Raw genomic sequence first — 20,667 nt, 5'->3', positions numbered from 1 at the left:
TGACTTCGGTGATCCGCAGGGGGATGGCGGGGTTTCGGGCGTGGTCGGCGCCGACGGTCGGCGCTCTGAGGTCGTGGATCGCTGCCGCTCGGTCAGGCCAGGAGCGGGTAGGAGTGCCGGGCGTGCCAGGACAGCCACACCGTGGCGCCGCGTTCGGCGACCGGTGCCGAGTCCGAGGCGTTCTGCTGGTACACGGTGATCTCCTCTCCACCGCCGATGTCGACCTGGTAGTGGGTGGCCGCGCCCAGGTAGACGGTCTCGGTGATGACGCCCTGGACGGCGCTGACGTCGTCGCCGGGGCGGTCGACGCCGATGCGGATCTTCTCGGGGCGCACGGTCAGGTGCAGGTGGGTGCCGCTGGTGACGGTCTCGGGCGACCCGGCGACCAGGGCGGTGGCGCCGTCGGCGATCTCCACCCGCCACACACCGCCGACATCGCCGCGCACCACGCCGCGGATCAGGTTGCTGGTCCCGATGAAGTCGGCGACGAACCGGGTGGCGGGCCGCTCGTACACCTCGGCCGGGGTGCCCAACTGCTCCACCCCGCCGTTGTTCATCACCGCGAGGCGGTCCGACATCGTCAACGCCTCACCCTGGTCGTGGGTGACGTAGACGAAGGTGATGCCGACCTCGCGCTGGATGCGCTTGAGTTCCACCTGCATGGCCTGGCGGAGCTTGAGGTCGAGAGCGCCCAGCGGCTCGTCCAGGAGCAGGGCGGCCGGCTGGTTGACCAGAGCCCTGGCCAGGGCCACGCGCTGCTGCTGGCCGCCGGAGAGCTGGGTGGGACGGTGCCTGGCCCGGTGCCCCAGCTCGACCAGGTCGAGCATCTCCGTGACGCGCCGCTTGATCTCGTCCTTGGCGACCCTCTTGCGCTTGAGGCCGAAGGCGACGTTCTCGGCGACGTTCATGTGCGGGAACAGGGCGTAGCTCTGGAAGACCATGTTGACGTCGCGGTGGTTGGCGGCGACACCGGTGACGTCGCGTCCGCCGAGCCGGACGGTCCCCTCGGTGGGGTCCTCGAACCCGGCGATCATGCGCATGGTCGTGGTCTTGCCGCAGCCGGACGGGCCCAGGAGGGAGAAGAACTCGCCCTGCTCGATGGTGAGATCGACGCCGGCGACGGCGTGCACCGTCTCGGAGCCGGAGCGGAAGGACTTGTACACCCCTTCCAGGCTGATCGCGGGTTCCGGCGACGGCGTGGTCCCCTCGTCGGAGGTCGCGGGTGCTGTGGTGCTGATGGAGGCCATGGTGGGGGTGGTCCTGTCGCTTGCTCGTTCCGTACCGGATGGTGGCCGGTCCGCCCGAGCGGACCTGCCGGGGTGGGTCACTCGCCGATGTAGCTCATGACGTGCTTGACGCGGGTGTACTCGTCGAAGGAGTACATGGACAGGTCCTTTCCGTAACCCGAGTGCTTGAAGCCGCCGTGCGGCATCTCTGCGGTGATCGGGATGTGGGTGTTGATCCACACGCAGCCGAAGTCGAGGCGGCGTGAGACCCGCAGGGCCCTTGCGTGGTCCTTGGTCCACACACTGGAGGCGAGGCCGTACTCGACCGAGTTGGCCCACGCGACGGCGGTGTCCTCGTCGGTGAACCTTTGCACGGTGATGACCGGGCCGAAGATCTCGTCGGTGACGAGTTCGTCGCCCTGGCGCAGGCCCGAGACGACGGTGGGCGCGTAGAAGAAGCCCTCCTCGCCGACCCGGGAACCGCCGGCCAGCACCTCGGCGTGGTCGGGGGCGCGGTCCAGGAACCCGCTCACCCGCGCCAACTGGTTCGCGTTGTTGACCGGTCCGAACGCGGCGTCGAGGTTGCTCGGCGGACCGGTGACGGTGCCCCGGGCCTGCTCGGCCAGGGCGGCGGCCAGGTCGTCGTGGACGCCGGGCGCGGCCAGGACCCGGGTGGCTGCGGTGCAGTCCTGGCCGGCGTTGAAGTACCCGGCCTCGGCGATGCCCGCGGCGGCCCGCTCGACGTCGGCGTCGTCGAACACGATGACCGGGGCCTTGCCGCCCAGTTCCAGGTGCAGGCGCTTGAGGTCCCTGGACCCGGCCTGGGCGACCTCGTAGCCGGCCCGGGTGGACCCGGTGAGGGAGATCAGGCCCGGGACCGGGTGCTCGACGAGGGCGCGGCCGGTGTCCCGGTCGCCCGCGACCACGTTGAGAACGCCCGGGGGCAGGAACTCGGCGGCGATCTCGGCGAGCAGGAGGGTCGAGACCGGGGTGGTGTCGGAGGGCTTGAGGACGACGGTGTTGCCGGCGGCCAGGGCCGGACCGATCTTCCAGGCGGCCATCGCCATCGGGTAGTTCCAGGGGGTGATCTGCCCGACGACACCGATGGGTTCGCGGCGGACCCAGGAGGTGTGGTCGGCCATGTACTCCCCGGCGGCGCGGCCCTCCAGGTTGCGGGTGGCGCCGGCGAAGAACCGCAGGGCGTCGAGGACCTGGGCGATCTCCTCGCTCTTGGTGAGTTCGACGGGCTTGCCGCAGTTCTGGACCTCGGCGGCGACGAGCTCGTCCGCCCGCTCCTCCACACGGTCGGCGAACTTGTTGAGGGCGATCTGGCGCTGGGCCGGGGTCTGGTCGCGCCACTCGTTCTCGAAGGCGTTCCGGGCGGCACGGAAGGCGGCGTCGACGTCCTCGGCGGTGGAGACGGGGGCGGTGGCGAAGACCTTCCCGGTGGCCGGGTCGATGAGATCGCTGCGGATTCCGTCGGCCGTGTCCACGTACTCGCCGTTGACGAAGTTGCGCAGGTCTTGGGTCACGGTGCTCTGCTCCCGGGTCGGTCGAGCGCGTCGGTGCGCCGACTGGGCTGTTGGTGCGCGCGCATGGCGCTGTGATCTGCCACACTGCCATCCGACCACGGCGAGATCAAGATCTTCCAATGGATTCCGTTGTAAAGATTAGGTTTCTCAACGGATACTTGACAGAACACTCATAAGTGCGACTATTTCTATTGAGAGGGTCTTGTCACGAGGCCCCCGGGTCGACCCGATCGTGGTCCCCGCGAAACCAGACGACCTTGGAGTACCAAGTGGCAGCGCACCTGAGTCCTGAGCACCTCCAGCGGGCGGCCAAGGACCACCTGTGGATGCACTTCACGGAGATGGCCGCCTACAACGACGCGGACGTTCCCGTCATCAGCCGCGGTGAGGGCGTGTACGTCTACGACGACAAGGGCAAGCGGTACCTGGACGGTCTGGCCGGGCTCTTCGTCAGTCAGGTGGGGCACGGTCGCACCGAGATCGCCGACGCCATCGCCGAGCAGGCCCGGGAACTGGCGTACTTCCCCATCTGGACCTACGCCCACCCCAAGGCCGTGGAGTTGGCCGACCGGATCGCCTCCCTCGCCCCCGGCGACCTGAACCGGGTCTTCTTCACCACCAGCGGCTCCGAGGCCGTGGAGTCCGCGTGGAAGCTGGCCCGCCAGTACTTCAAGGCCATCGGCGAGCCCACCCGTCACAAGGTGATCAGCCGGCGCATCGCCTACCACGGCACCAGCATGGGCGCCCTGTCCATCACCGGTCTCCAGGGGATCAAGACCCCGTTCGAGCCGCTGGTGCCCAGCACCCTCCAGGTGCCCAACACGAACTTCTACCGGGCGCCGCACCACGGCGACGACGTGGAGGCGTTCGGCCGGTGGGCCGCCGACCAGATCGAGGAGGCGATCGTCCAGAACGACCCGGACACCATCGCCGCCGTGTACGTCGAGCCCGTGCAGAACTCCGGCGGCTGCTTCCCGCCGCCGCCCGGCTACCTCCAGCGGGTCCGCGAGATCTGCGACCGGTACGGCGTGCTGATGGTCTCCGACGAGGTCATCTGCGCCTTCGGCCGCCTCGGCGAGTACTTCGGCGCGACCAGGTACGGCTACGTCCCCGACATCATCACCTTCGCCAAGGGCGCCACCAGCGGTTACGTCCCGCTGGGCGGCATGATCGCCCGCGAGCGCCTCATGGAGCCGTTCAAGGAGAAGGGCGCCGCGTTCCTGCACGGCATCACGTTCGCCGGGCACCCGGTGGCCGCCGCCGCGGCGCTGGCCAACCTCGACCTGTTCGAGAGCGAGGGGATCCTCGACAACGTCCGCGAGAACGGGCCGGTGTTCCGGGCCACCCTGGAGCGGCTCCTGGACCTGCCGATCGTCGGCGACGTGCGCGGCGACGGGTTCTTCTACGGCATCGAGCTGGTGAAGGACAAGGAGACCAAGGAGACCTTCACCGACGACGAGTCCCACCGTCTCCTCAAGGGGTTCCTGTCCGGTGCGCTGTTCGACGCCGGCCTCATCTGCCGCGCCGACGACCGCGGCGAACCCGTCATCCAGCTCTCCCCGCCGCTCACCTGCGGGCCCGAGCACTTCGACGAGATCGAGACGATCCTGCGCAAGGTCCTCACCGAAGCCTGGAACCGGCTCTGACCCCGGACCCCCACCTCTCGGTGCCCCCGTCCCCTCGGCGGGGGCACCGCCTTGTCCGGATACGGGCCGCACCTGGACCGGGACGGGGACGGGGTGGGATGTGAGTAGGGGCCGGGTCAGGAGGACCAGGTGAACACGTCGGCCTCGGCGCACACCAGGTGGGCGTCGGTCTGGCCGAACTGGACCACGCGCACGCCCACCCGGCCGCCCGGCGGCACCGCGCCCTTCCAGGAGTACGCGAACCGGCCGCGACCGGTGGCGTGCACCTCGCCGCCCGCCGGGCGTTCGGAGAGCGGGTCCCCGTTCGCGTCGAACTCCACCGCCCGCACCTGTACCTCCGTGCCCGGGGCGATCCCCATGAGGGTCACCCCCACCGACAGGTCGTACAGCCCCTCCTCCGCCAGCGCCCGGACATCGGTCGCCCCGTCCTCACGGCGGTCGAACACGATGTCGTGCCAGACGGCCGGGGCCAGGTCGTTGCGGGTGTCCTTCGTGAAACGGTGATGCTCGGGCATGGAGGTCTCCTCGGGACGGTCCGCCGGTCGGGTCCAGCATCCGTCCCCCAGGGTCACCGATCAACCACCGAAGGTGTCCGTGTCACCTGGGCCAGAAGAACACGTCGGCGGTGGCCGCCGTCACCCGGGCGGGTCGGTCGCCGAACTGGGCCACCCGCACCCGCACCCGGCGCCCCGCCGCCAGGTTGCCCTTCCACGCGTAGGTGAAGTGCGCGTCGCCCGTCGCCTGCACGGGGGAGTCGATGGGCCGGTTGCGGGCCACCCTCCAGCCGCCGTTCCCGTCGGGTTCGTACTCGGTGGCGCGCAAGCGCACCTCCGTGCCCGGGGCCAGACCCTCGATGGTCACCCCCACCGACAGGTCGTACAGGGCGCCGCCCGGCTCATCGGTCCCCACCAGCGCGTACAGCGCCCCGGTGCGCCCGTCGTGACGCCGGTCGAACCGCAGGCTCGCCCACGTCCCCGGTACCAACTCCTGGGCCTCGTCCTTCTCGAACCTGCGGTGGCCGGGCATGTCATCGTCTCCCTCGGAGTAGCTCGGGGGCCGGGCGAAGGTGCCGTCCCGGACCATGCGGTAGGCCTTGTCACCGGGGCAGGAGGTGGCGACGAAGTCCCGGTGCCCCAGCACCTTCCCGGAGATGGAGGTGGCCGGTTCCATCAGCCACGCGCGCAGTCGCCGCACCGCCTCGACCTGCTCCCGGGGGATGCCGTCCCCGGGACCGGTGGCCAGGGTGACGCTGTAGTGCGAGGAGTTCCCGCCCGGCTGGGCCGCCTGGACGCGGTACAGCCCGCGTCCCTCCAGGACGTGGCCGTGCGCGCAGGCCATGAACGAGTTCCCGGTGAAGTACACCGTGCCCGCCCGCCGGGCCAGCCAGGTCCCGTCCGGCGTGGTGGGACACCAGATGTGGCCCTCGTACCGGATGCGGCAGACGACGAACCCCGGCGTGCGGGCCGCCACCGCCCGGGGGCTGAAGCCGTGCTCGGGGGACAGCTCGACCCGCCACCCCCCGAGCGGCACGCCGCGCACCGTCGCGGCCTGTCCGGCCAGGATGACGGCGAACCGGAACGCCTCCGCCCCCGCCCGGTCGGGGCGTTCGAGGAACCGGCCGTCGCGCCCGCCCGCCGACATGGTCACCCGCAGGAACAGGTCGAGCTGGGCCCGGGTGAGCGAGCGCAGGAACGCGTGGGAGGGCACCCGCCCCGGCATCTGCTCGGTCAGGATCCGCTCCGCGGCGGGCGACAGCCGGAACACCGCCGTGTCCACGGTGTACCGCTCCCACCACCCGGGCCGGGCGTCCGCGGTCGTGTCGGGTTCCATCGCCGCCCCGAACAGGGCGTGCAGTGCCGTGCGCACCCGGACGGCGCTCTCGCCGTCGCGCTTCCTCGGCCGCCGGATCACCGGCCGGTGCCCCTCGGTCGTCCACGCCCAGCCGACCAGTTCGACCAGGGCGTCGGGCCACTTGGGCTGGACCGGCAGGTCGCCGCAGGGCGCGGCGGTGCGGATGCGATCGCGTGAGGTGAGCTCCTCGGTGACCGCCCACGCGCGCTCGAACCCCGGGCCCGGGCGTTCGTCCCGGCCCGGCCGCCGGGTCGGGCGGCGTTCCACCGGCCAACGGTGTCCCGGGGTGGTCAGCGACGAGTGGGCTCTGCCCTCCATGAGGACGAGCTCGCGGGGCAGCGCGGGGAACACGTTCACCGCCTGGAGGGGCTGCCACCGGGACAGGCCGGTGGTGTGGTCGAGCGTCAGGACCAGATCGCCCTCGGCGATGTCGCGGAAGGTCCGCCACCCGTCCTCGGTGAGGATCTCCGTCTCCTCGTCGACGCAGTAGCCGATGTCCGCCCAGCCTCGGGAGGGGCCCGTGTGGAAGCGACGGGTGGCGTTCCAGTAGGCGACACAGGCCGAGTGATCCTTGCCGGCGAGGTTCTGGTCGACACTGTCGTAGTGGACGACCAGGCCGGAGCGGGGGTTCGCGCGGCCGGCGGGGGAGGGGCCCCAGCCGAGATCGGACCGGGAAGTGTACTTGCTCGGTCGTGGCATGACTCCATTGTGTCAAGAGGCCACTCCGTTGGGTGCTCGAATGGTGATATTCGATCGGGGGATCCCCGCGTGGCGTCGGGGGTGTCCGACCCTCCCGGTGGGGCACGATGGTGCCCACGTCACGTTCCGGGGAGGTCCACCCGTGCGCTCCGCACACACCGTCGGCATCGTCCGTGAGGCCGAGGCCGCGCTCATGGCCCGCCTGCCCCAGGGGGCGCTCATGCGCCGCGCCGCCACCGGCCTGGCCGTCGTCTGCGCCCGGCTGCTGCCGCGCGTGTACGGATCCCGTGTCGTGCTGCTGGTCGGCGGGGGCGACAACGGCGGCGACGCCCTCTACGCCGGCGCCGACCTGTCCGCCCGGGGCGCCGACGTGCGCGCCGTGCTCGCCGGGGACCGGGCCCACGAGGGCGGACTGGCCGCCCTGCGCGCCGCCGGGGGCCGGATCGCCGACTTCCAGGAGGACACCGCCGAGGACACCCTGTTCGACGCCGACCTCATCGTCGACGGCATGCTCGGCATCGGGGGTCGCGGCGGGCTGCGCGCGCCGCACGCCGTCCTCGCCGGGCTGGCCGCCACCGCCCCGGCCCCGGTGGTCGCGGTCGACCTGCCCAGCGGGGTGGACGCCGACACCGGAGAGGTGACCGGGCACGCGGTCCGCGCCGACGTCACCGTCACCTTCGGCACGTACAAGCCCGGCCTGTTCATCGACCCCGGGGCCGACCGCGCCGGCCGCGTCCACCTCGTGGACATCGGCCTGGGGCCCGAACTGCCCGGTCCGTCCCTGCTGTCCTTCGAGGACGCCGACATAGCGCCGCTGCTGCCCGTCCCCGACGCCGAATCCGACAAGTACCGCCGGGGCCTCCTCGCCGTCCGCGCGGGTTCGGCCCACTACCGGGGCGCCGCCGTCCTGACCGTCGGCGGGGCGCTGCGCACCGGCGTGGGCATGGTCCGCTACGCCGGTCCCTCCCCGGTGGTGGACCAGGTGCTCGCCCGCTGGCCCGAGGTGGTCGCCGACGACGTGGATCCGCTCAGCAGCACCGACCTGGACCCGGGCCGGGCCGCCGCCGTCGTCATCGGTCCCGGCCGGGGTGTGCTGCCCGGCAACGTCGACGAACTCCACGTGGTGCTGGAGAGCGACCTCCCGGTGCTGGCCGACGCCGACGCCCTCACGATCATCGCCGCCGGCACCCTGTCCGACCTGGTCCGCACCCGCACCGCGCCCACCCTGCTCACCCCGCACGCCGGGGAGTTGGCCCGCCTCCTGGACACCGACCGGGAAGAGGTGGAGGCGCGACGCCTGGAACACGTCACCCGGGCGGCCCGCGAATTGAACTGCACGGTGCTGCTCAAGGGATCGACCACGCTCATCGCCCATCCGGGATCGCCGGTGGCGGCCAACGGGACGGGCACGCCGCTGCTGGCCACGGCCGGTTCCGGCGACGTGCTGTCGGGGATCATCGGCGCGCTCATGGCGTCGGGCCTGCCCGCGACGGAGGCCGCGGTGTGCGGCGCGCACCTGCACGGCCGGGCGGCGGTCCTGGCCCACGACGGCGCCCCGATCAGCGCCTCGGACCTGCTGTCGGGGATCCCCCGGGCGATCGCGCGGATCCGTGGCCACAACAGGACGAAGGGGATGTGAGGTGAGCGGAATGTGACACTCTGGGTGCTCCTCGACCGTATGGCCGGATGGATTCCCCCATGTCCCCGATCCCCCCTCCCGCGCTCCTCCTCGCGGCACCGCTGCCGTCCGCCCTCCGGTCGGCGTCGTGATCCACGTCCTGCTCTTCGCCACGGGTCTCGCCGTCGCGCTGTGCCTGGAGGCCCGGTTCATCGTGCACGACCGCCGGGTGTCCCGCGAGCCCGTGGACGGCCTGGTCCGCCTGGTGCTGCGGGCGGTCCCGCTGCCCCTCTCCTGCACGCGGCTCTACCTGGGACTCGTCGTCATCGTGCTGGTGGTGTGGAACGTGGAGCCCACGGCCGTGCTCCAGGGCTGCGCGATGATCACCGCCTACGGGGTCGTCGGCATGCCGGCCGTCGACAAGGCGCTGCGCCGCCTGCGCACCGGTAGGGGGCCGGGCGGCCGGCCGGAACCGCACCCGCTGCCACCGCGCACTCTCGCCCACCGGAAGAGGAGGGTGGTCGGGGTCGTGCTCCTCGCCGTCGTGATCGCGCTCTGCGGGGTGACGGTCGACCTCACCGACGGCCTCACTCGGGGTTCCGGGGCCGTCCTCGTGGCTCTGGCCGTCGTGGGGTCGGTGGTCGTGCAGGTCCTCATCGTCCCGCGCATCAGGCTGGCCGGCACCCATCTGTACCTGCGCGGAGGGCGGCGCACCACGATCGTCCCGGTCGAACTCGTGGCCGGCGTCGAGCCGGGGAGGCGTTCCCTCACCGTGCGCCTCGCCGATGGGACATCGGTGACCTCTGGTTCCTGGGGCCGCACCCCCGGCCGTAACCGTTGGCTCGCGGACCGCGTACGCGACTTCGTCGCCGCCACCCGACCCGCGACCGAAGACCTGCCGCCTCGGGGCTTGGACCGGGAACGGACGATCCAGGGGAACCTGTTCATGGCCTGGACCGGTGCGGGACTCCTGGCCCTGCACCTCTGGTGAACGGCAGGGAAACCGTCGGCCCGGTCGACGCGTCAATGAAAAAGACGAATCGGATGTCCCCTGTCCCGGAAGGATCCCCCGTGTCCCGTTTCCCCGGCGCATCTTTCCGGCACCCCATCGCCCCGCGCGGGGAAACCCGGTGACACGGCGCGGGAAGACCCGCCACCGCCCCCACACGACCCCCGAATGGCAACGCCGCGGGGCACGGCGGCGCGCCGACCGCCACGTACGCGCGTGGCCCGCCGCGCGCCCCGATCCGGCCGACGCACCGATGCGACCGCTCACCGCCTGGACGTTCGCGGTGCTCGCCGTGATCGCCGTCGGCGGCTTGGCCGGCACGGGTCTTGCCGCGCTGGCCTCATACCAGGAGGAACACCGGGTACTCGCCGAGCGGGGCCACCCGGCCACCGCCCGCGTCGTGGCGGTGGTGAACGGCGATCCGCGGGTCTCCTTCACCACCGCCGACGGCACCGAGGTCACCGCCATCGCCCGTGGTGGCCACGACCACGGCGGGCCCCGCGACGTCGCGGTCCGCCACCTGCCCGGCGACCCCGCCGTGGTGGTCACCGAGGGGTACACTCCGCGCCCCTGGTGGGTGGTGGCCCTCACGCTCCCCGCCGTCCTCGGCCTGGGCCTGTGGTACCTCCCGGGTTCGCTGCGCGACGCCCACCACCGGCACCGGGTTCGCGCCCACAAGGACGGTGCCGAACGCACCGCGCGCGAGGCGCGGCGGCGGGTCCTGCCCTGGACGGTAAGCGCGTCGACCCTGGTCACCGCTGCGGCCGCCACCGCCGCCTTCGTGAGGATCGCGCCCTACCCGGCCCTGATCGCGGCGGGCGTCCTCGCCACGGGCGCGCTCGCCCTCGGCGCCCGGGCACTGCTGCTCCACGCCGAGCACGCCCCGGCACCGCGGCCGCCCCGCCCCATTCGGCTGCTGCCCCGGGGCACGGGCGTGGTCCTGTGCTGCGCCGCCTTCCTGAGTGTCCCGCTGGGGTTGTCGGCCCACGGCCTCACCGGCCTGTACCTGGAGCACCGCGCCTTCGCACGCGACACCACCGCGGCCGGCACGGCCGAGATCCTCAGCCAGGGCGAGGTCGGCGGCCGAGGCCCGTGCCGCTGGTCCGCCGACCTGCGATACACGGCCGACGGTCTCACCTACGAGCAGCGGGTGACGGAGTTCTGCTCCGACGACGCCGTGGACCTCCTGAAGGGCACCACCGAAGTCGACGTGGAATGGCCGGCGTCCGACCCCGCTCGCGTTCGTGTGGTGACGGCCGAATGAGCGCGCACCGTCAGCGGCGATCGAAGCGCAGGCCGGCCTCGCAGCGGCGGCCCTACCGTCCGAGCCAGGGCCGTTCCTTCCTCGAACCGGTCGGACTTCCCCGGGGTCTGGCCGAGGTCCGCCTGGACCGGCTCTCGACCCGGGACGCCATCGGAATCAACATCGGGCTCGCGCTCCGCGGGCTCCTCGGCCTCATCGGACTCTTGGGCGGCGGGGGCGACCTCATCACCCGCTGGGAGTACGCGACCCGCGCCTACGAGGTCGACGGCCTCGCCTGCACGGCGACCACCGACATGCCGGGCCTGGACCTGGAACCGGGCGAGGAGGCCCGGGTGGCCTGGGACGCCGACGACCCGAGTCTGGTCCGGGTGGAGGGCGTTCGGTGAGCCACAAGGGCAAGCTGCTGGTTCCCGCCGGCACCGGGTCAGCGCTCAACGCCCTGTACCGGTACGCGGAGCGCGCACCGGTGAGGGTCCGTCCTCCGGCGCGTTTCCGGGTGCTTCCGGGCGGAGCCGTCCGGGCACTCCGGGTGTCCGCTGCGGTCATCGGGATCGCGGGAGGCTGCGCCGCGCTCCTGTGGGGGAAGTACGCGGTGCGGTCCACAGCCGCCCTGACCGGGTCGGGCACCGCCGAGGTCGTCGACGTTCGGACGGTGCCGTCCCGCAACGGGGAGTGCCCGGGTCGTGCCCTGGTGGCGTACAGGGCGGCCGAACCGCCCTATCGGACGACCCTGAAAGTGGAGTGCGACGACCTGCCGGCGCTGGAGTCGGTGGGGCGGATCGACGTACGGTGGTCCGCCACCGCCCCGGAACACGTCCGGTGGGTGCGATGAGGCATCCCGAACAGGCGCACGTCGACCTCCTCGAACGCCTCATGCCCGAGCACCGCGTCGGCAAGAACGACAAGCCCATGAGCGGTTGCGGGTTCCTCCTCCTGGTCCTGCCGCTCGCCGTGGTCCTCGGCCTCGTCCACGGTCTGGGTCTCGCCGCCGCCACCGAGGCCCACCTCAAGCGGGCCGCCTTCACGGCGGAGGGCCTCCTGGTCGAGGCGACCGTCCTCGAAGTCTCCTCCGGTCGGATCATGGTGGACTTCGAGACCGACGCCGGGGAGCGGCTGATCACGTGGGCGGACGGCCACCACCGGCCCGACCCCGACCGCACCGTCGAGGTGCTCCACCTCCCGGACGCCCCCTGGGTCGCGCAGACGGTCGACCACGAAACGTGGCCGGGGTGGCCCCTGGTCCTGACCGCCCCGCTCCTGCTCCTGGGGGTGTTCGCCCTCCACCACCGGAACGGTCTGCGGGCCGGCTGGTTCGTGCGCCGGTTCCGGGTCCACGTGCAGGGCCCGCCGCAGCCTCCCCGGCCCTTGGCGCCGCTCCTGACCATCGCCGTGGTCCTGGCGGCGGTCGCGATGGTGCCGGTCGCCGTGGTGGCGTTCACCGACCGGACGGCGGTGATCACGGCCCAGACGTCCTTCCTGCTCGTTCCCGTGCCCGCGCTGTCGGCGTGTGCGCTCATCGCGGCCGTCCGGGCCGCGCTGCGGTACGCCGAGGACCGCCCTGTGCGACGGTTCCCCCGCCCGTTCCGGCTGCTCCCCCCGGGCACGGCGCGCGGACTGCTCGCCGCGCTCATGGCAGCCCTGACCGTCTCCCTGTTCCTGCTCGGCGGCTCGGCCACGGCACCCGACGCCTTGCGCGAACCGGTGGCGGGCACCGCGGAGGTGGCGGATGTCCGGGCCGCGGAGGGTGGGACGTTCGTGAGGCTCCGCTACGAGGTCGACGGGATCGTCCACGAACAGGAGGTCCGCGTCGGAGAGGCCGCACTGGAACGGCTGTTGACGCGGGACACCGTGCCGGTCGAATGGGAGGCCGACGATCCCGCCCGGGTCCGGCTGAGAGGAGGGACCGAATGAGCGCACGTCCCGACCGGCGACCCGCGCCGACGGCCGCGGACCTCTCCTGGCTGTGGTGGGTGCCCTTCCTCGTCGCGGCCCTCGCCCTGGTCACCGAGTTCCTGTCGGAGTGGGTGGTGCGGTGGTTCGCGGTGGTGCCCCGCCCCGCGCGGATCGTCGCCGTGCGCGACGGGGACCCCGTGGTGCTCGTCGATGTCGGCACCGGGACCCCGCTGGAGGCGCTCGCCCACGGCTCGCACACGTCCGGGGACCCGGTGGAGACCACCGTTCGGCACGTCCCGTTCGTACCGGAGGCGGTGGTGCTGGGCGACCACGTGTCCCCCTGGCCGTTCGTCGTGCTCACCGTCCTCCTCTGTCTCGGGTCGCTCGTGGTGTGGGCCCCCTGGGGCCTGCGCGCCGCCTGGAACCTGCGCCGCCGACGCCCGCCCCGCAGCCGCCGCCGTCCCCACAGGGACCGGGATCGGGGGACCGACCTGTGGGGTCCGGTCCTGTCACGGGCGATCCCGGGGGCGGCGTGCGCGGTGGGCGGCGCGCTGCTGGGCGGATGGGGTTTGATCCGGGCCTCCGTGAGCGGGGAGTCCCCCGACCTCGGGGCGTTGGCATCGCTCTTCGCCGCCTGGCTGCTGCTGCCGCCCGGGATCGTCCTGGCGCTGCGGGCCCTGCTGCGCTACGCCGACCGCGCCCCCGTGCGCGTCGTCCCGGACCGGGTCCGGACCCTGCCCCCGAAGGTGGCTTCCACGGTCCTGGTCCTCGCCCTGATCCTCGCGGCGCTGAGTCTCCCGGCCGGGTTCGGCTGGGGCGCCTACCGGGAGCACCGCGCCATGGCCGTCACCGAGACCGGCACGGCCCTGGTCTCCGAGGTTCGGACCAGGGACGACCGAGGCGCTTGCCGGGCCGAGGCCGACCTGCACCACACCGTCGCGGACCTGCCCTACCGGACGACGATCGACGTCGACTGCGCGGACGTGTCGCACCTGCGGAGTGAGCGATTCGTCCCGGTGGAGTGGTCCGTGGCCCGGCCCGAACACGTGAGGTGGATCCGGTGAACCCGTCGGAGCACGATCAGCGGCTGATCGACTTCCTCCACCGCCTGAAACGGGAGCGCGGCCCGGCCGCGACGCGTCGGCGGCCCCGACGGGACCACGTCCCCACCCTGATCGCGGTCCTCCTCCTGGGGGGTCTGTTCGGTGCCCTGGTGTTCCTCGCCTCGGCCGAGACGGTCCGGCAGATCGCCTTCGCCCACCACTCCCGCACCGTCGAGGCGACCATCGTGGAGATCCGCCACGGCGAGCCGGTCGTGTCCCTGCGCACCGAGGCGGGCGAGGAGGCCACCGTCCTCGCCCATGGGACGTACCGGCACGGCGACCCCGTCGGGGTCACCGTCCGCCACCTGGTCGATCACCCCGAACAGGCGGTCCTGGCCGACCACCGGTGGACCCCGTGGTGGGCGCTCCCCCTCGCGGTCGTGGTCCTCTTCGGCGTACACGCCCTGTGGGCGCCGACGGGGATCCGGGCCGGGTGGGCCTGGCGCCGGGCCAGGGCCCACGTCCAGGGCCCCGAACCGGGCGGGTGGACACCGCGCGCCCTCGTCGGCCCCGTCGTGGGCGCGACCCTGCTGTCGGTGGTGGCGATCGGTCTCGCCGCGCCGCCCTTCGCCCGGGGAGGAGTGCCGGCCCTGGCCGCCGCTCCCGAGGGCCTCGTGCCGGTGGGGGTCGCGGCGATGTTCGTCGTCGGCGCGGGCACCGTGGTGGTCCGGGCCTGGTACCACCGGACCGAGCGGGTCCCCGCGGCGCGCCCCCCGCGCCCGTTCCGTCTGGTGAGCGGTGGCGTGTTCTGGGTCCCCGCGCTGGTGGCGTGCGCGGTGTCGGTGATCGTCGTCCTCGTCTCCTGGCCCCTGGACGCCCTGGTCGACTGGGAGCACCGGGAGGAGGGCGTCGCCGAGGTCATCGGGGTGACCTGCCGTTCCCAGGGGCGGGGGAGCTGCGCCGAGTACCTGGTCCTGCGCTACGAGGCCGACGGTCTGACCTACGTCGAGGAGGTCTCGGGGGACTTCGCCCCCGGTGGTGTCCCCGTCGAGTGGAACGCCGAGGACCCCACACGGGTGCGGGTCATCGGATGAGCGCCGGCCCGGTGGTGGTCACAGGTCCCGGGCGGCGTCCAGTCCGAGTTTGACGATGTCGGTGATGAAGTAGTCGCCCGGGTCGCGTTCGTCGCGCAGCAGCGGCAGCCGCTCCTCGTCCACCCACATGAACTCGGTGTGCTTCTCCGGCTCCAGCCGGGGCGCGTCCAGGTCGCCCTCCACCCGCACCAGGTAGTCCACCTCGTGCCGGGTGACCCCGTCGCCCGGGTCCCAGTCGATGCGGAACAGCTCGGCCACGACGGTGCGCAGCCGCCAGCCGGTCTCCTCCTCGACCTCGCGGACCAGTCCGGCCAGCATGGTCTCCCCGGACTCGACGTGCCCGCCGACGATGTCCCAGCAGTGCGGGAACACCTTGCGGTGCGCGGACCGCCGCTGGGCGAAGATCCGCCCGTCGGGGGCGGCGATGATCGCGCCCGCCACATGGACGCGTCCGTCGGAGGTGTCGGGGAAGACGATCCCCGGCGCCACGTCGATGTCGTCGATCCCGTGTGTCATCGGCCCTCCCGTACGGTGTGCCCCCACCCTACGGCTCCTCCGCGCCCCCGTCCCCGCCGCCGCCCCGGTCGCGGCGGGGGAGCCGCAGGGTGAGGAGTTTGGCGCGCGGGGCCAGTCGGCCGGCCAGCTCGAACACGCCCTCCGTGCGCGAGCGGTCCTCGTCCAGCACCGAGAACAGGTTGACGCCCAGGTAGAACGTGATCGCCCCGTAGGCGACCTCCCGGGCGGGCAGCAGCCGGCCCAGCGCAGAACCGCCCACCACGCGCTCCCACTCGTGCTCGATGAACGCGATCCACGGTTCGGCCCGGTCCCGGATCTCCTCGCGCAGCTCGGGTTTGGTCACCGCCGCCGCCACCAGCTCGGAGAACTCGGTGATGTAGCCGCGTTCCAGGTCGGTGCGGTAGATGCGGGTGGCCGCCTCCACCAGTTCCTCCAGGGTGCGGGCCTCGGCGACGAGTTCCCGGTACATGGCCATGCGCTCGGCGCTGGACCGGTCCAGCGCGGCCAGCAGCAGTCGATCGACCCCGCCGAAGTGGTAGAAGACCAGCGCCGAGTTGGCCTCGGCGCGCGCGGCGATGGCGCGGGCCGACGCCCCGGCGTAGCCCTCCTCGCGCAGCACCTCGGTGGCCGCGCCGATCAGTCGTTCCCGGGTCTCCTCACTGCTCCGCCGCCCGCCGCCACCGCTCTTGGCCATGCCCTCACCCCTCCGGCTGTTCCGATGTACTTCATCATACGGTTTAATCGAGTGATTAAACCGGTTGATTCAACCGATCGATGAAGGAGTTCGCCGTGTCCGAGAATCCCTTGACCAGCGGTTCTCGCTGGTTGCTCGCCGGCCTGATCCTGATCCTGCCGATCACGGTGCTCGTGATCCGGGTGACCCACTGGGGCATGCTCGACCAGACCGCCCTCTTCTACCTGGGGCTGCCCACCGCGATCGCCCTCCTCGTGGTGTTCACCGCCCGCCCCAAGAGCGGCACCGGCGTCTCCATGGCGGCCCTCACCGTCGTCCTCGCCATGGCCGCCCTCCTCCTCGGCGAGGGCATGGTGTGCCTGATCATCGCCGCACCCCTGCTCTACGGCATGATCGCGATCGTCTCCGGGATCGCCTCGCTCATCGCCCGCGGCGGTCGCGGCTCCCAGCAGGCCCTGTTCGCCGTCCCGCTCCTGTTCGTCCTCACGCTGGAAGGCGTCGCCGGGATCACCTTCCTGCCCCGCGCCGACCAGGGCGAGGGCTCCGTGTTCGTCGACGCCGCCCCCGCCGACATCGCGTCCGCGCTGGCCGCCCCGCCCGCCTACGGCCCCTTCGAGGCCCCGTTCCTGCGCGCCGTCCCCTTCCCCGAACCGGTCGCCGCCACCGGCACCGGCCTGGCCGTCGGCGACACCCGCGCCGTCGAGTTCACGCCGCGCACCACCTTCCAGATCGGCTCCGAGCCCACCCCGCGCCACCTCGACCTGGAGATCGTCGAGAGCGAGGTCCGCGCCGACGGCGGTCGCGTCGTGTTCGAGGTCGCCGAGGACGCCACGTTCGCCCGGTGGATGGACATGCACCGCGCCACCGCCACCTGGACGGCCGAGGCCGACGGCACCCGCATGACCTGGACCATCGACTACGACCGCACCTACGAACCCTCCTGGTACTTCGGTCCGATCCAGGCCTACGCCACCGACCTGGCCGCCGGCTACCTCGCCGACACCTTCGCCGACGAGGCCCTGCGATGAACCCCGAACTCCCCGCCCTCCTGGTCCGGGGCGTCGGCCTGCTCGCCCCGTTGGTCCCGCTCGTCGGACTGTGCCTGTGGCGGGCGCCCCGACCGCGCGAGACCGCCGGAATGATCGTCTCCACCTCCTGGGCCCTGCTCACCCTCATCCCGCTCAACCTCTACGCGGTGCGCGTCGGCTGGTGGTCCTTCCACGCCGAGGGCGCCGTGTGGGCGGGCCTGCCCGTCGACCTGCTCCTCGCCTGGGCCCTGCTGTGGGGCGCGCTGCCCGCGCTCATGCTCCGGTTCCTCCCGGTGCCGCTGCTCACCGCGCTGCTCGTGTGGGTGGACATCATCGTCATGCCGCTCGCCGAACCCGTCGTCGTGCTGCACGACACCTGGCTCATGGGCGAGTTCGTCGGCTCGGCGCTGTGCCTCATCCCCGCGCTCATGCTCGCCCACTGGACCCGGCGGAGGCGGGCCGCGCCCGCGCGCGTGTGGGCCCAGGCCGTGCTCTCCTTCGGGCTGATGGTGGTGCTTCCGCTCGCGGTCGTCGGCGTTCTGCCCGGGGCGGAGGTCGCCGTCCCCGGCGGGGTGCCCGTCGCCCTCCAGCTCTTCGCCGTGGCCGCCCTGCCCGGCCTGGCCGCCGCCCGCGAGTTCGCCCGGGTCGGGAACGGCACCCCGCTGCCCTACGACCCGCCGGAACGCCTGGTGACCAGCGGCCCCTACGCCTACCTGCGCAACCCCATGCAGACCACCATCGTCGCCGTGTACCTGGTCCTGGCCCTGGTGTTCGCCGACCCCCGCCTCCTCGTCGGTGCCGCGGTCGCGTTCGCCTACGGGGCCGGGTTCGCCGCCTGGCACGAGGGCGAGGGGCTCCGCACGACCTTCGGCGACGACTGGGACCACTACCGCCGGGGGGTGCGCGCCTGGATCCCCCGCCGGCGCCCCTGGCCCGACCGGGCGCGCGGCACCCTGTACGTCGCGGCCGACTGCTCCATGTGCCGGGGCCTCGGGGCGTGGATCCGCGCGCGCGAGCCGATCGCCCTCACCCTCCGACCCGCCCACGAACACCCCGAGGTGCTCCACCGGCTCACCTACGAGAACCCCGACGGGGTCCGCTGGAGCGGGGTGTCCGCGCTGGCCCGCGCCCTGGACCACCTGAACCTGGGATGGGCGTTCCTCGGCTGGGCCCTGGACCTGCCGGTCCTGCGGCACTTCGCGCAACTGTGCGCCGACGCCTTCGGGGCCGGGCCCCGGCCCTCCCGGGCCCTCGAACCCGCCCCCTGACGCCCGGGGTCCCCGCCGTTATGCTCGGTCGGGCCGGTCGCCGTCGGGACGCGCCGGCCCCGAACCCGTTCGCCCCCCGACGGTACGAGGACCTCCATGGAAGAACAGGCCATGCTCGCGCGGGACCTGGTCCTGCGCGTCTGTGCCGGCGCGACCGAGCTCGACCCGCACTGGATCCGGGTCGACGGCAAGGTCACCACGCCGTTCCTGGTGCCCCGCGACCGCAATCTCGTGCGCGCCGTCATCGCGTCGGGCCGGGCCATGGGGGTGGAACGGCTGCTGGTGTGCCGGACCCGGCCCGAGTTCTCCTACGAACCCGTCACCGAGATCCCCCTCGACACCGACACCCTCATCGACCTGGTGCGCGGATGGGGACCGCACCCGACCGACTTCCTGGTGTGCGTCGAGGACTTCTCGGCGGCCGTCCTCATCACCGCCGACGACCTGACCATCGCCGCGGGCCCGGCCGACTTCGTGCGCGAACTCGTGGGCGCCGACATCCCCCAGGCCCGCTCGCACTTCGCCTCCCGCGCCGAGATCGAGAAGACCCCGGAACTGGTCCGCGCGGCCCGGCTCTACCGCTGCGCCGGCACGGATCCGAAGCGCGTGCCCGGCCCCGACCTCCACGAACGCCTCGCCGCCCACGGTGACCGGTTCAGACGGGGATCGCCCAAGGCCGCCCGCGCGCTGCGCGCTCTGCGCGGGGCATCGGGGTGGGCGGCGCTGGGAGTGGCGGCCATCGCTCCGATCGCGGTCTCCGCCATCGCGGCCCCGGTGCTTCCGGTGGTGATCACGCTCTTCGTGGTGCTGTTCCAGCTGGCGCTGATCGCCCGCTCCCGCACCGTGTCCTTCGCGACCCTCCTGCGGACCGCCGCCCTCGGGGCGATCCTGCTGTGGCCGCTGGCCCTGATCGAGGGAGCCGTCAACGAGGCGGTGGGGAGCGAGCCCCTGGGGGTGGTCGGCTACACCTACGTGGCCGTCACCGTCGAGGAGATCGGCACGCTCCTGCCGCTCGCGCTCCTGCCCCTGGTCGCCCTCCGGCGGGCCCGGCGTCTCGCCGCCGTCGACTTCGCGCTGCTGGCCGCCGCCTCGGGGGCCGGCTTCCAGCTCGCGGAGCACCTCGTCACCGCGCTCACGGTGGGCGGTACCGGGGGAGGGGGGTGGTTCCTGCCGGGGGGCAGCGGTGTCATGGACCGGGAGACCGGCGCGGTGGTCGCGGTGTTCTCGGGGCACGCGGTGACCACGGGGCTCGTCGGCGCGGCCCTCGGCCTGGCGATCGTCGGAGGGGGACGACGACTGTGGCTGCTGCCGCCGCTCGCCTTCGTCCTGGCGTTCCTGGAACACCTCAACCTCAACGCGCTCCTGGCGGGCGCGGCCCTGCACCCGGCCTCGGGCGTGGTGCTGAACCTGCTCGGCGGAGGCGCGCTCACCCCGTTCTTCCTGGTGGCGCTGCTGGTCTGCGCGGTGGCGCTGGACTACCGGCTCATCGCGACCGCGGCCGAGAGCACCCCGCCGCTGCCGGGGCTGCCGCCGCTCGCCGGGCTGCGCCGCCGGGCGCGCGGCCGGGCCGTGGCGACGCGGGTCCGGGTGCCGGGGGACATCGCGCCGGGGTTCCGCCGCGCCGCCCTGGCCTGGGCGGAACTGCCGGTCACGCTCACCACCACGCTGTCGATGATCGTCCACGAGCTCGCGGCCTCCACCATCGCCGCCCGACGGGGACCGGCGACCCTCGGCGACACCTGGCGTTTCCTGCGAGAGCGCCGCGCGAACGCCATGGGCGAGGCCCGTTCGGCGGGGCGGCCCTGGCGGCATCACCCGTCCCAGAGGGAACTCACCCGCACCGCCCGGGACCTGGCCCGACGCCTGGGCCTGGCGGCCACCGGCGGGGTCACAGCCCTGACCGCGTCGGCGGCGGTTTTCGTGGCCGTCGTCCCGGCGACGGCCCCCCACACCCCGGCGGGCGAACCCGGCTACGCCCTGCTCGCCCTGGACCGCCTCCAGGGGTGGTTCGCGCTCGCGTCGACGTCGGAGACCGTCTGGGCGACGCTCCTGCTGGCCTCGGTGTTCGTCCTGCTGCTCTCCGGCAACGGCGTTCCGCACGTCCACCCGCACATGCGCGACTTCCTGCGCTCGCCCACCGCCAACACCGGCGCGGTCTTGGGCATGTTGGCCCCCGGCCAGGTCGCCTACGCCGCCGTCGGTCTCGTCGGCCTGCTGCTCCCGCGCGCCGTCGACCGTCTCCTCGTCCGCTGAACCTCCGACACACCCGGCCTCGAACCCTCGTGG

The 20,667-nt window shown here is 73.0% G+C and carries 19 protein-coding genes; 13 read left to right on the top strand and 6 right to left on the bottom strand.

All coding sequences use genetic code 11. The annotated features are described in order from the left end of the window. Nucleotides 1–92 precede the first annotated feature (92 nt). Together RM479_RS20370 and RM479_RS20365 are read right to left on the bottom strand one after the other, a co-directional pair. Nucleotides 93–1,247 (bottom strand): ABC transporter ATP-binding protein, encoded by a 1,155-nt coding sequence (locus RM479_RS20370; protein WP_311513360.1) that lies wholly within the window; start codon nt 1,245–1,247, stop codon nt 93–95. Between the two features lie 77 nt (nt 1,248–1,324). Next, entirely contained in the window at nt 1,325–2,758 is a 1,434-nt protein-coding gene (locus RM479_RS20365; RefSeq protein ID WP_311513359.1) for a gamma-aminobutyraldehyde dehydrogenase, read from the bottom strand. A 269-nt stretch (nt 2,759–3,027) separates the two neighbouring features. On the opposite strand from RM479_RS20365, the gene RM479_RS20360 reads away from it, so the two are divergent. Continuing rightward, nucleotides 3,028–4,404, top strand: a complete 1,377-nt coding sequence (locus RM479_RS20360; protein WP_311513356.1) for an aspartate aminotransferase family protein — start codon at nt 3,028–3,030, stop codon at nt 4,402–4,404. 51 nt (nt 4,405–4,455) lie between these two features. After that, complete coding sequence (locus RM479_RS27620) at nt 4,456–4,512, top strand: excalibur calcium-binding domain-containing protein (protein ID WP_397222724.1); 57 nt, start codon at nt 4,456–4,458, stop codon at nt 4,510–4,512. An 8-nt stretch (nt 4,513–4,520) separates the two neighbouring features. On the opposite strand, the gene RM479_RS20355 is transcribed toward RM479_RS27620, so the two are convergent. Continuing rightward, entirely contained in the window at nt 4,521–4,919 is a 399-nt protein-coding gene (locus RM479_RS20355; RefSeq protein WP_311513354.1) for a hypothetical protein, read from the bottom strand. 82 nt (nt 4,920–5,001) lie between these two features. Further along, entirely contained in the window at nt 5,002–6,954 is a 1,953-nt protein-coding gene (locus tag RM479_RS20350; RefSeq protein WP_311513352.1) for a hypothetical protein, read from the bottom strand. 142 nt (nt 6,955–7,096) lie between these two features. On the opposite strand from RM479_RS20350, the gene RM479_RS20345 reads away from it, so the two are divergent. From RM479_RS20345 to RM479_RS20310, 8 genes are all read left to right on the top strand, one after another. Beyond that, nucleotides 7,097–8,593: an NAD(P)H-hydrate dehydratase gene (locus RM479_RS20345; protein WP_311513350.1), complete on the top strand. Its 1,497-nt coding sequence runs from the start codon at nt 7,097–7,099 to the stop codon at nt 8,591–8,593. Between the two features lie 127 nt (nt 8,594–8,720). Further along, nucleotides 8,721–9,563, top strand: coding sequence for a hypothetical protein (locus RM479_RS20340; RefSeq protein WP_311513349.1), 843 nt, complete (start codon nt 8,721–8,723; stop codon nt 9,561–9,563). A gap of 271 nt (nt 9,564–9,834) precedes the next feature. After that, on the top strand, nt 9,835–10,845 hold the full coding sequence (locus RM479_RS20335; RefSeq protein WP_311513347.1) for a hypothetical protein: 1,011 nt from the start codon (nt 9,835–9,837) through the stop codon (nt 10,843–10,845). Continuing rightward, nucleotides 10,842–11,231 (top strand): hypothetical protein, encoded by a 390-nt coding sequence (locus RM479_RS20330; RefSeq protein ID WP_311513345.1) that lies wholly within the window; start codon nt 10,842–10,844, stop codon nt 11,229–11,231. Before RM479_RS20335 ends, RM479_RS20330 begins: the two co-directional genes overlap by 4 nt. Further along, nucleotides 11,228–11,677, top strand: a complete 450-nt coding sequence (locus RM479_RS20325; protein ID WP_311513344.1) for a hypothetical protein — start codon at nt 11,228–11,230, stop codon at nt 11,675–11,677. The genes RM479_RS20330 and RM479_RS20325 overlap by 4 nt, the downstream gene beginning before the upstream one ends. Then, complete coding sequence (locus RM479_RS20320) at nt 11,674–12,756, top strand: hypothetical protein (RefSeq protein ID WP_311513343.1); 1,083 nt, start codon at nt 11,674–11,676, stop codon at nt 12,754–12,756. The genes RM479_RS20325 and RM479_RS20320 overlap by 4 nt, the downstream gene beginning before the upstream one ends. Then, a complete protein-coding gene (locus RM479_RS20315) occupies nt 12,753–13,802 on the top strand; it encodes a hypothetical protein (RefSeq protein ID WP_311513342.1) in 1,050 nt (349 codons plus the stop codon). The genes RM479_RS20320 and RM479_RS20315 overlap by 4 nt, the downstream gene beginning before the upstream one ends. After that, a complete protein-coding gene (locus RM479_RS20310; RefSeq protein WP_311513341.1) occupies nt 13,799–14,875 on the top strand; it encodes a hypothetical protein in 1,077 nt (358 codons plus the stop codon). Before RM479_RS20315 ends, RM479_RS20310 begins: the two co-directional genes overlap by 4 nt. 18 nt (nt 14,876–14,893) lie before the next feature. Here RM479_RS20310 and RM479_RS20305 read toward each other — a convergent pair whose 3' ends face one another. After that, the gene (locus RM479_RS20305) at nt 14,894–15,391 is read right to left on the bottom strand and encodes an NUDIX domain-containing protein (protein ID WP_311513340.1); all 498 of its coding nucleotides are present in this window, start codon (nt 15,389–15,391) and stop codon (nt 14,894–14,896) included. Nucleotides 15,392–15,419: 28 nt separating this feature from the next. After that, on the bottom strand, nt 15,420–16,085 hold the full coding sequence (locus RM479_RS20300) for a TetR family transcriptional regulator (RefSeq protein ID WP_311513338.1): 666 nt from the start codon (nt 16,083–16,085) through the stop codon (nt 15,420–15,422). Nucleotides 16,086–16,180: 95 nt separating this feature from the next. On the opposite strand from RM479_RS20300, the gene RM479_RS20295 reads away from it, so the two are divergent. The 3 genes from RM479_RS20295 (at nt 16,181) to RM479_RS20285 (ending at nt 20,634) form a co-directional block, all read left to right on the top strand. Continuing rightward, complete coding sequence (locus RM479_RS20295; protein ID WP_311513337.1) at nt 16,181–17,113, top strand: hypothetical protein; 933 nt, start codon at nt 16,181–16,183, stop codon at nt 17,111–17,113. Beyond that, the gene (locus tag RM479_RS20290) at nt 17,110–18,381 is read left to right on the top strand and encodes a methyltransferase (protein ID WP_311513336.1); all 1,272 of its coding nucleotides are present in this window, start codon (nt 17,110–17,112) and stop codon (nt 18,379–18,381) included. Before RM479_RS20295 ends, RM479_RS20290 begins: the two co-directional genes overlap by 4 nt. Before the next feature lie 96 nt (nt 18,382–18,477). Beyond that, a complete protein-coding gene (locus RM479_RS20285) occupies nt 18,478–20,634 on the top strand; it encodes a PrsW family intramembrane metalloprotease (protein WP_311513335.1) in 2,157 nt (718 codons plus the stop codon). Nucleotides 20,635–20,667: the final 33 nt, after the last annotated feature.

Origin of the sequence: Nocardiopsis lambiniae, from assembly GCF_031845465.1 — a bacterium.
GTDB lineage: Bacteria > Actinomycetota > Actinomycetes > Streptosporangiales > Streptosporangiaceae > Nocardiopsis > Nocardiopsis lambiniae.
This window is presented reverse-complemented; position numbering and strand designations above follow the sequence as displayed.